This window comes from Acidovorax sp. JHL-9 (assembly GCF_000426205.1).
Taxonomy (GTDB): domain Bacteria; phylum Pseudomonadota; class Gammaproteobacteria; order Burkholderiales; family Burkholderiaceae_C; genus Acidovorax; species Acidovorax soli.
The window spans coordinates 12,966-22,832 of sequence record NZ_AUEX01000036.1; the positions used below are offsets into that span (position 1 = coordinate 12,966).

At 61.3% G+C, this 9,867-nt stretch carries 10 protein-coding genes and 2 pseudogenes; 1 reads left to right on the forward strand and 11 read right to left on the reverse strand.

Going from position 1 to position 9,867, the window contains the following annotated elements; translation table 11 throughout:
* Positions 1–34: 34 nt before the first annotated feature.
* The 4 genes and pseudogenes from K225_RS21145 to K225_RS22650 form a co-directional block, all read right to left on the reverse strand.
* Positions 35–826 (reverse strand): annotated as a pseudogene (locus K225_RS21145) (glutamine--tRNA ligase); the annotation flags it as partial.
* Between the two features lie 114 nt (positions 827–940).
* Positions 941–1,372 carry an IS200/IS605 family transposase gene (tnpA, locus tag K225_RS21150; RefSeq protein ID WP_026437438.1) on the reverse strand — a complete coding sequence of 144 codons (432 nt, stop codon included), beginning with the start codon at positions 1,370–1,372 and terminating at the stop codon, positions 941–943.
* A gap of 107 nt (positions 1,373–1,479) precedes the next feature.
* Positions 1,480–2,505 (reverse strand): annotated as a pseudogene (locus tag K225_RS21155) (glutamate--tRNA ligase family protein); the annotation flags it as partial.
* 38 nt (positions 2,506–2,543) lie between these two features.
* Positions 2,544–2,915, reverse strand: a complete 372-nt coding sequence (locus K225_RS22650) for a hypothetical protein (protein ID WP_238323273.1) — start codon at positions 2,913–2,915, stop codon at positions 2,544–2,546.
* Here K225_RS22650 and K225_RS21940 point away from each other — a divergent pair.
* Complete coding sequence (locus tag K225_RS21940) at positions 2,823–3,746, forward strand: alpha/beta fold hydrolase (RefSeq protein ID WP_238323272.1); 924 nt, start codon at positions 2,823–2,825, stop codon at positions 3,744–3,746. The genes K225_RS22650 and K225_RS21940 overlap by 93 nt on opposite strands.
* Positions 3,747–3,952: 206 nt before the next feature.
* Here K225_RS21940 and K225_RS0117560 read toward each other — a convergent pair whose 3' ends face one another.
* From K225_RS0117560 to K225_RS0117590, 7 genes are all read right to left on the reverse strand, one after another.
* Positions 3,953–5,122 (reverse strand): helix-turn-helix domain-containing protein, encoded by a 1,170-nt coding sequence (locus K225_RS0117560; protein ID WP_020820181.1) that lies wholly within the window; start codon positions 5,120–5,122, stop codon positions 3,953–3,955.
* A 128-nt stretch (positions 5,123–5,250) separates the two neighbouring features.
* Positions 5,251–5,955 (reverse strand): glutathione binding-like protein, encoded by a 705-nt coding sequence (locus tag K225_RS0117565; RefSeq protein ID WP_013521170.1) that lies wholly within the window; start codon positions 5,953–5,955, stop codon positions 5,251–5,253.
* Positions 5,952–6,566, reverse strand: a complete 615-nt coding sequence (locus K225_RS0117570; protein ID WP_013521171.1) for a TetR/AcrR family transcriptional regulator — start codon at positions 6,564–6,566, stop codon at positions 5,952–5,954. Before K225_RS0117570 ends, K225_RS0117565 begins: the two co-directional genes overlap by 4 nt.
* Before the next feature lie 63 nt (positions 6,567–6,629).
* On the reverse strand, positions 6,630–7,424 hold the full coding sequence (locus K225_RS0117575; RefSeq protein WP_013521172.1) for an SDR family oxidoreductase: 795 nt from the start codon (positions 7,422–7,424) through the stop codon (positions 6,630–6,632).
* 1 nt (position 7,425) lies between these two features.
* A complete protein-coding gene (locus K225_RS0117580) occupies positions 7,426–8,142 on the reverse strand; it encodes a glutathione S-transferase family protein (protein WP_013521173.1) in 717 nt (238 codons plus the stop codon).
* The gene (locus tag K225_RS0117585; protein ID WP_238323270.1) at positions 8,139–9,044 is read right to left on the reverse strand and encodes a DMT family transporter; all 906 of its coding nucleotides are present in this window, start codon (positions 9,042–9,044) and stop codon (positions 8,139–8,141) included. Before K225_RS0117585 ends, K225_RS0117580 begins: the two co-directional genes overlap by 4 nt.
* 80 nt (positions 9,045–9,124) lie before the next feature.
* The gene (locus K225_RS0117590) at positions 9,125–9,787 is read right to left on the reverse strand and encodes a peroxiredoxin-like family protein (RefSeq protein ID WP_013521175.1); all 663 of its coding nucleotides are present in this window, start codon (positions 9,785–9,787) and stop codon (positions 9,125–9,127) included.
* Positions 9,788–9,867: the final 80 nt, after the last annotated feature.

The window sequence follows — 9,867 nt, forward strand, 5'->3', positions numbered from 1 at the left end:
CCATGTTTTGCGCGAAACAATATCTGCTCAGCGTCTATCTTTCCCGGCTGTCTCGCATCCCCGCAGCCCGATTGAACACAAGCGTGCCATCGTTGGCCGCTTTTGCATCCACTACGAAGTACCCGTGCCGCTCGAATTGGAACGCAGCACCGCCAAACTTCGCTACGGCCATTGACGGCTCAGCGAAGGCCGCGCATGTCACCAGGCTCTCTTTGTTTAGCTCGTCCAGCAATTCCCCGCTGCCAGGCTGTGGTGTGGCAAACAGCCGTTCATACAGACGCACCTCGACAGGCACTGCATCGGCAACCGCGACCCAGGTGATGTTGCCCTTCACCTTCACCGCATCCGCGCCGGGCGTGCCGCTCTTGGTATCGGGCACCAGCGTGGCCAGCACTTCGACCAGCTTGCCGCCGGCGTCGCGCGTGGCACCCGTGCATACGATGGTGTGGCCGTATTTCAGGCGAACCTTGTTGCCTGGGAACAAGCGGAAGAAGCCCTTGGGTTGCACGTCCTCGTAGTCGGTACGTTCGATCCACACTTCGCGGCCGATCTTGAAGCGTCGTAAGCCGCCTTCGGGGTCGCGCGGGTTCACAGGAGCGGTGCAGTCGTCGAGCAGGGCGTCGCTGCCCATCAACTCGGCCCAGTTGGTGATGACGAGCTTCACCGGGTCGAGCACGGCCATCGCTCGCGTGGCGATGGGGTCGAGCGTTTCGCGGAGCGCCGCTTCGAGGCTCGCGTAGTCTATCCAGCCACCGGTCTTGGTCACGCCGCTGCGTTCACAGAACAGCTTGAGCGCTTCGGGTGTGTAGCCGCGACGGCGGAGGCCCGGGTAACCATCCCCCGGCAAAGCCGGGGGCATTCGGGATGTGAGCCGCTCAAAGCGGCTGTAAGGGGTCGCTAACGCGGCCCCTCATTCTTGGGGCCACCTATCGGTGGCTACTCACCTCCATAGACCGAGTTGGTCCAACCTCTCGTCTTCCTTCTCCTGGTTTCGGATGTACTCCCGTATCACCGCTTCGTCGCGTCCCACCGTCGAGACGAAGTACCCTCGCGCCCAGAAGTGCTGACCCACGAAGTTGCGCTTTCGCTCTCCGTACACCCGCGCAAGGTGGATTGCGCTCTTGCCTTTGATAAAGCCCACCACCTGCGACACCGAGTACTTCGGTGGGATCGACAGCATCATGTGCACGTGATCGGGCATCAGATGCCCCTCTTCAACCCTGCATTCCTTTTGCGCGGCCAACTTTCTGAATACCTCACCCAGGTGTTCGCGTAGCTGCTTGTACAGCGTTCGCCTTCGACACTTGGGGATGAAGACCACGTGATATTTGCAATCCCAGGCCGTGTGACTCAAACTTTCATACTTGTCCATCGTGTTTCTTCCTTTCGTTTGCTTGGCGGCTCACGATTGAAAGTCTCTACGGTGGACAACCTCCTGAAAAGTCAAACTTCTACTGCCTCCCCGGCAGAGCCGGGGGGCCTCCTTTTGGTAGCTAGGGTGGGCATTCGCGGGTCGTCCCAGCCATCGACGTGCCCATCTTCGACCAGTTGGCGCAGCTTGCGCTTGCTGGTAATCACATGCGTCACATTGAGCCGCGCGAATTCATATTGACGCGGATGCGGGCTGGCGATCAAGCCCCCTTCTGCCAAGCGGTAGAGTAGCCAGTCGTAGAACGGTCTCTGGTCTTCGAACTCCAACGTGGCAATCGAATGGGTGATCTGCTCCAACGCGTCCTCGATTGGATGTGCATAGGTGTACATGGGATAGATGCACCACTTATCGCCGGTGTTGTGGTGCGTAGCCCGGCGGATGCGATAAAGCGCCGGGTCGCGCATGTTGATGTTGGAGTTGGCCATGTCGATCTTCGCGCGCAGCGTAGCGGCGCCGTCTTCGAGCTCGCCATCGCGCATCTGCCGAAAGTACGCTAGATTCTCGGCGGGGCTACGTGCACGGAACGGGCTGTCAATGCCGGGCGTGTTGAAGTCGCCGCGCGTGGCGCGCATCTGGTCAGGCGTCTGCTCGTCCACGTAGGCGAGCCCGGCGCTGATCAGGTACTCGGCCGCGCGGTACATGAAGTCAAAGTAGTCGCTGGCGAAGTATTCATGCGGCTGCGTGGTGCCGGGCGCTTCGGGGCGATCGGCCAAGTAGGTCTCATAACCTAGCCACTTCACCGCGTCGCGGATGCTATCTACGTATTCCTGTTCTTCCTTCTCGGGGTTGGTGTCATCGAAGCGCAAGTGACACACGCCGCCGTATTCTTTGGCGAGCTCGAAATTGAGCCAGATGCTTTTGGCATGGCCAATGTGCAGGTAGCCGTTGGGTTCGGGAGGGAAGCGCGTGCGAACCTTGGCGGGGTCTTGCATGCCTTGCGCATGGTGTAGCGAGTCGCCGGGGCTGCCTCCCCATTTGCGTGCTGCATAGACCCCATGCTTAAGGTCGTTTTCGATGACGTGGCGTAGAAAATTGCTTGGCTTGGTGAAATCTTTTTCAACGTGAGAAGTCATCTGTTCATTCTAGTAACGTCCACGATGTGTGGCCCGTTTCAGTTTTGTGAAGCGGACTTGTTGCCCAATTTCCAGGATTGTGAAGACTGGCGCGTGGATAGATTTCGTGTTGGAATCTTGAAGTCGCGGCCAGCCTGATAGCGGTTAAACGTGCGTCTTAACTTCAGTGAAGCATGATCAGCCATAAAGTTGAATTCCCTGGGAGCCTCGGCCATCTGCTGGCCGCGCGGGTAGATAAACCAAACACTTTGCCAAGAGCGTGGGCGGTCTTCGCCCACTGCTTTACGTGTTCCAAAGACTCGAAAGCGGCTGCCTACATTGCGCGTGCGTTGGTCGAAGCCGGTTTCGGCGTGCTTCGCTTCGATTTCACCGGCTTGGGTGGTAGCGGAGGTGACTTCGAAAACACTCATTTCAGCTCAAACGTCGGCGATCTAGTTTCGGCGGCAGACTGGCTGAGAAGTGAACATGGCGCGCCAGCGTTGCTCATCGGACATTCGCTTGGTGGCGCCGCCGTTCTGGCCGCTGCACACCGCATCGCCGATGCGCGTGCGGTGGTGACGCTGGGCGCACCATTCGATCCGGCACAAGTTAAGCGTCAATTTGGGGAGGGGCTGGCTCTCATCGAGTCCAACGGCGAGGCCCGTGTCATGCTTGCGGGCCGCGAGTTCACATTGCGGCGCGAATTTCTTGATGACGTCGCCTCCCAGCCGCAGGCCGAGCGAATCCACGCTTTGCGTCGGCCGCTGCTTGTGCTGCACGCGCCTGGCGACACGATAGTAGGCGTAGACAACGCACGCCGAATCTTCGAACAGGCGCTGCACCCAAAGTCCTTCGTTTCGCTCGACGATGCCGACCATCTGCTCAATAGTCAGAGCGATGCCACATACGCCGCCGGGCTCATCGCTGCCTGGGCGAAGCGGTATTTGCCGGCTCCCGCCCCTCCCCCAGTGGCGTCAACACCCGCAGCGGGGCCGCTACCCGCTGGCGCTGTACGAATCAGTGACCTGCCTGGCAACTTTGCCGTCAATGTTGAAGCAGGGCGCCACACGTTGGTGAGTGACGAACCAGTGGAGGTGGGCGGTGACGACCTAGGCATGGGGCCATACGACCTTCTGCTTGGTGGGCTAGGAGCTTGCACGGCGATGACGTTGCGTCTTTATGCTCGCCATAAAAAATGTCCGCTGTCAAGGACTTTCGATTTGCATCGGACGGACGCAAACCCATATCTGACGCGGGTTTAGAGGGTATTCGGGTTCCGGGTAGCTACGGACCGCATCCATGTCAGGAGTTGCATGGGAGCCTGGGGATTGTGCTTCCCGGCGACCTGAGGCGCGCGCCAGCGCATAGACGCTGAGTGCGCGCACGGTCACCGTACCGCTGGAGCGAGCACGCCTCTGGCAGCCGTGGCCCGCAGCCGCCCAAGGGCAAACGGCGGCGCACACAGTACTCAGCGATCGAACTGCAGGAAACTCTCGACGTTCGCATTCAGCTCTTTCACAAGAGTCTGAGCATCATCGACGATGCGCTGTAGTGAAGCGCCGCCATCCATGTAGACCCTCATGGACACCAGTTGGAGCAGGCTAAGACCGATTCGGCGCAGATCGGCCAGCGTGCTTTCCGGCACAACAGACAGCCTGAAATAGGTCCAAGTGGCGATTTGCTGGCCGATGCCATAGGTTTCCTGCTGGGCTTTCTCGACACGCCCATCGAAGATCTCTTTGTTGGCACGGTCCCACATTTGGGTCAACTTGCGGGCAAGTTTGGCAATCGCCTCCAGGACTTTTCGCTGTGTCTCATCGCTGACCTCGATAGGATCGACCAGATCGCGCATCAACTCCGCAGCAGCGAAGCCTGCGGAGTTGCACACGTCGTTGAAGTTTTCCCCTTCGCCGAGGTAGTGCCGGAACTGTGCGACTTCATCGAGCTTCTCAGCTGTGGCTTCCAACCGTTCATTGACGTGGCTCTCAATGGCCCAGTCGGAGACGGACAGGTCGCGCAGCTTTGACGCATAGACCTCCGCATCTGCCGACCAATCTTCAATCCAGGGTTTCAGGCTTCGCATCTCGGAGTCCGTATCGCTCCAGCGTCGCACGTTGGCGAGCACGTCGGCCAGCGCAGACAGCTCCGGATGATTCTTGGGTCCTTCTGCGGCCTCCCCGGGCATGGAAGCTGTCAAGGCAGCGCGAACCTCTGAGGCCGTCGCCGGTCGGGAGACCGTGCCGTGCCGGATGTACGCGCGCGAATCCACGTAGTACAGAGGCTCTGAACCCTTCTCGACAGTGATGACGAGAACGCCGAGCCCATTTGCCGATGTCCAGCCGATCTGCGGGCGGACGGGGGGATCGATGATCTGGCAAACGCCCACGATCCTTCTGCCGAGATCATCTCGAACCGCTGGGTCATGTGCATTTTCGACTCCTGGAATCGAGCCGTCGTCTGCCACTCCAAGAAGGAGTCGGCCCCCGCTGCTGGAAGCGAAAGCCGCGATTTCCTTGGCAAGATCCCGCACCTGCTTTGGCAGCTCTCGCTTGAATTCCACAGTCTCGCTCTCACCGCCCTGAGCAAGCCGAGGAATATCTTCAGATAGCTGGGCGTCCGCCCACGGTTCGATGGTCATAGCGATATCATGCCCGCGCCTCGAAAGATCTCCACGAATTCCCGAGCTCCCTGCAGCAGCTGGCGCACGCCCACGTCGCGTGATTGCTTTGACTTTGAGTAATCGCTGGTGTGTGCACCATAAACGTATCAGCGCGCCTGCGGGCCTGCGGCAGTTTGACCGAACAGAAGCTTCTTGCCCTCCTCCGTCACCGCAGGACGCGATGCGAAAGGCTCGCCGCGCGCATAGGCCCTGATCGTCGCGGGACGATTGCGAATCGCATCAAACCACCGCCGCAGACTGGGGAACTCGTCGAGTTCCTGCTGCTGGCGCTTCCACGGCACCACCCAGGGGTAGGTCGCCATGTCCGCGATCGAATAGGTTTCACCTGCGAGATATTCCTGCACGGCCAGGCGTCGGTCGAGCACACCGTACAGGCGATTGGTCTCGTTGACGTAGCGCGTGATGGCATAGGGGATCTTCTCGGGCGCATAGATGCCAAAGTGATGGTTCTGACCGGCCATGGGGCCGAGTCCACCGACCTGCCAGAAGAGCCATTCCAGCACCGCCTTGCGCTCACGCAGGTCGGTCGGCATGAAGCGACCCGTTTTCTCCGCAAGATAGACCAGGATGGCGCCCGATTCAAAGACGGTCACGGGCTCCCCGCCGTCGACCGGCTGCATGTCGATGATCGCAGGCATCCGGTTGTTCGGCGAGAACGCGAGGAACTCAGGCTTGAACTGGTCGCCCGCACTGATGTCGACAGGATGAATGCGGTATTCGAGGCCAGCCTCCTCCAGAAACATCGTGACCTTGTGGCCATTGGGCGTGGGCCAATAGTAGAGGTCGATCATTTGCGACTCCGTCGTTGAGATGTGCCGGCGCCATCGAGCAGCGCCAATGCGGGCCGGACAAGCCCACGCAGCAATTCCGGTTCTGGCCGCGATCGCGCGAGGACGCGCAGCCCCATTAGCAAGCCGAGCAGCATCCGGGCGAGATCATCGGCCGGCAACGTGATGTTGATCGCGCCGGCATCTTGGCCGGCCTTGACGCAACGGTAGAAGAAGGCCTCCATGTCGCGCAAGACAGCGGCCAGTGCAGCCTGAAACTCCGCGTCGTGAGGTGCCAGCTCCAGTGCCGAGTTCACGATCAGGCATCCCTTGCGCTGGTCGTCGGCCAGCGACAATTCGATGATCTCATCGAAGAACGCACCGATGGCCGCACGAGGTGCCAACTGGGACTCGAAGCGCCGGACCCGATCGCAAAAGCCTCGCTCGACATAGTGTTCGAGCGCCTGCCGGTACAGCGTGCGTTTGTCGCCAAACGTGTTGTACAGACTGGGGCCGGCGATACCCATCGCGTCGGCCAGGTCCCGCACCGAGGTGGCTTCGTAGCCCCTCGACCAGAAGCATTGAATCGCGGCATCGAGGGCCACTGCTTCGTCAAACTCTCTGGGGCGCGCCATGATCGTTCCTGGATCGGTTCGTGGTTGGCTTCGTGAGTGGATGCGGTGCTTGATGCCGCGTCGTCACAATGCGCTGTGGTCCTTGACCGCCTCTTCCAGCGCGCTCTTGAGCGTCAGGAATCTCGCATCGACCGCTACCGGATCGTTACGGTTGAGCGCAATCATCTGGGCTCTCGCCTCCCCGCCCCGGATGACCTCGAAAGCGTTCGCCTCGATCCCGGCGACGATGGCATCGGCCACCGCAGAAGCAGGCTCGCGCGAAAACCCCAGTTCGGGACCAGCGCGATTCGACTTCATCATCGGCGTGTCCGTGCCTCCAGGATAGGCCGTCAACACATGAATGCCTTCGCCCTTGAGCTCGCGCCTGAGCGCCTCGCCAAAGCGAGCCAGACCTGCTTTCACCGCGGCATACGTTGCATAGAAGGGTGCGCCGACCAGGGCAATGCCGGATGCGACATTCACCACCATGGCATCTCCGCTGGCCCGCAGAGCGGGGAGCGCCGCGCGGGTCAACAAGACTGGCGCGAGCAAGTCGACGATCACCATCTGCTCGATATCGGCTTCCGTGGTGTTCTCCAGCCGGCCAGCCCGCACGCCGCCGGCGTTGTTGACGAGGATGTCGAGTCCGCCCAGCGTCTGTATCGCCTGGTCCAGCGTGGCCGCGCGTCCCTCGGGACTTCCCACGTCAGCGCAGACGCCCGTCGCCGAGTCAAGGCTGCGCAGTGCATCGTCCAGGACGCTTCTGCGCCTTCCGGTGATGACCACCCTGGCGCCTCGCGCGATCAGCGCATGGGCCAGCGCGAGGCCGATCCCGCTCGATCCGCCCGTGACGAGGACCCGCTTGTTCTTCAGTTCCATTTCAAACTCCTTGCGCCGATGCAGGGGGATAGTTCGACGGGAAGAGCGCACGCTTGGTCTCCTCGTCGTTGATCGCCTTGAACGCATGGCTCTTGGCGAGCGCCCGGGCGCGAGCGACCGCCGGACGCGCATCCACGCCTGCGAACCACCGCTTCAGTTCGGGAAAGGGCCCCAGAGGATCCTCGGCGCCCTTGCGCACGCGGGAAGCGCGATCGAGCCAGCCCCAGGCGGAGATGTCGGCGATCGTGAAACCGCTGCCGACGATGAACTCGCGTCCGGACAGGTGATCGTTGAGAACCTGATAGTGCCGCTCCGCCTCGCGGCGGTAACGATTGGCCGCGTAGTCCAAGCCCTCGGGTGCGGCGAACTGGAAGTGCACCGCCTGCCCGGAGAACGGCCCCAATCCCGAGGCGATGAAGAGCAGCCAGGACAGCAACTCCGGCCGATCCTCGGACGTGCCCAGAAGCTGGCCGGTCTTTTCCGCCAGATAGATCAGGATGGCGGTCGAGTCGAAGACCCTGACTTCGTTGCCGCCCGGCCCCTCGGTATCGACGATGGCCGGTACCTTGCCGTTCGGATTGATCGCACGAAAGGCGGGCGCATGCTGCTCGCCCTTGCTTGTGTCGACCGGCAAGGCTTCGTAGGCCAGACCGGTCTCCTCCAGAAAGAGCGCGATCTTTGCGGGGTTGGGGGTCGGATGAAAGTAGAACCGGATCATGGTGTATGCCTCGTGGTTGCGGAAATCGATGGCTTCGCTGCTTTACGGGCAGGACGTGCTGCCAAGAGCACGCCGCCAACAACGACGGCAAGTGCAACGCACTCTCCACCAGACGGCAGCTCTCCAAGTACGGGAATGGCGGCCAGCGAAGCAACGACCGGAATCAGGGCGATGATGGCTGTGGCCGCAGATGGGCCCAGAAGCGCGACAGAGCGATTGAAGGAAACGATCGCAACGCCGCTCATCAGGACGCCCTGATAGACGGCCTGCAAGCCGATCTCGCTGGGTGAGGCCATGGCGAGGCGACTGAGCCCGCCAAAAATATAGATCGGCAGGAAGAGGATGGCCGACCAGAAGCAGATCAGGGCTGCGGCCTGCACAGGTGTCAGGGCGCTGCGCCGAAAAAGCAGCGTGTAGACGGCCCACATGGCGGCGGCAGTCATCAGGGCGATGAGGCCCATCGGGTTCATGCCACCGTGAGCGGAAACACCGCCTGCAACCATGCACACCAGTCCGATGATGATGGCGAGGTAGCCACACCAGCGCGCGCGGCCCTGTTTCTCTTTCAGGAAAATCCACGCGAAGGCGCCCGCGAATACCGGCATCAGGGTCGGCGCTATCGCTGCCGCGCGGCCGGCCGACGTGAGCTGCAGGCCGAGCGCGACCGCCAGGACGAAGGGCAACCCCCAAAGGCAGGCATAGACCAGCCCCTCACGCCATTCCTTGGCTGATAGGCGTCTCTTTCCCCGCAACAGCACTGGAAGAAGAATGACGGCACCGATGCCGAACCGCAGCGCGGTCACATCCCACAGGCGAAGTTCGCGCGTGACACTGAAGCGCGTCACGACGAACCAGCCCGCAAAGATCGTGACGCTGAGCCCGGCCCAGCAGAATCCGCGCAAGACGTTCCGGGATGATCTCTGAGGCCACGACGCGGCAGCCGGTCCGACTACCGCTTCTTGCACCAAGTCGACGGCCTGCGTCACGTAACCGCCTGCTCTTGCAGCGCCGCAAGAAGTCGCTGCGGGGCCAATCGCTGCCGGTAATCGACCTCGATGAAAGCCAGCGAGATCCTCTGGTTCGGCGTGATCACATAGGTGGCGGGAACGGGCAGCTCCCAACTGGCGTCCCCATTTATGCTCGGCAGCGCCTTGTTGCTGGAACTCAAGGCATCGCGCAGTTCCTGCGGCAATGGATAGACCAGCCCGAATTGGCGAGCCACGTCATTGCCCAGATCGCTCAGGACGTTAAACGTCAACGCCTCGCGCTCCGCGGTTGACAGTGATGCGTCCGGAAGCTGAGGTGAGATGGCCAGCATGCTTGCGCCAAAGGATGCCAACTCGGGCAGCAAGGCCTGGTAGGACCGCAGTTGGAGGTTGCAGTACGGACACCAGCCACCTCGATAGAAGGTCACCACCACAGGACCTTGCTTGAGAGCAGCGGACAGCGACACCGTGCCGCCTTGGGCGTCCGGCAACGAAAAGTCGGGGGCCCTGTCTCCCTCCTTCAGCGCAGCGTGCCTCGCAAAGGTCGATCGCAGTTCCTCGATCCTGGACTCATAGAGCGCGACCCGGCCGGCTGGAGCGGTGCGGGCGAACTCCTTTCGCAATTCTTGCAGTTGTCGATCAAGATCAATAACGGCCACTTGGATCTCCCTTCGAGCAAGGCAGTCGCGGCGGGGATCGCAGCGGACTCCCGTTATTTTATATCAGTCGATAAAAAATG

What these genes read in the sequence shown, in the direction of transcription:
- tnpA (WP_026437438.1), bottom strand. Translation starts at nt 1,372, where the DNA reads ATGGACAAGTATGAAAGTTTGAGTCACACGGCCTGGGATTGCAAATAT.
- K225_RS22650 (WP_238323273.1), bottom strand. Translation starts at nt 2,915, where the DNA reads ATGAGTGTTTTCGAAGTCACCTCCGCTACCACCCAAGCCGGTGAAATC.
- K225_RS0117560 (WP_020820181.1), bottom strand. Translation starts at nt 5,122, where the DNA reads ATGACCATCGAACCGTGGGCGGACGCCCAGCTATCTGAAGATATTCCT.
- K225_RS0117565 (WP_013521170.1), bottom strand. Translation starts at nt 5,955, where the DNA reads ATGATCGACCTCTACTATTGGCCCACGCCCAATGGCCACAAGGTCACG.
- K225_RS0117570 (WP_013521171.1), bottom strand. Translation starts at nt 6,566, where the DNA reads ATGGCGCGCCCCAGAGAGTTTGACGAAGCAGTGGCCCTCGATGCCGCG.
- K225_RS0117575 (WP_013521172.1), bottom strand. Translation starts at nt 7,424, where the DNA reads ATGGAACTGAAGAACAAGCGGGTCCTCGTCACGGGCGGATCGAGCGGG.
- K225_RS0117580 (WP_013521173.1), bottom strand. Translation starts at nt 8,142, where the DNA reads ATGATCCGGTTCTACTTTCATCCGACCCCCAACCCCGCAAAGATCGCG.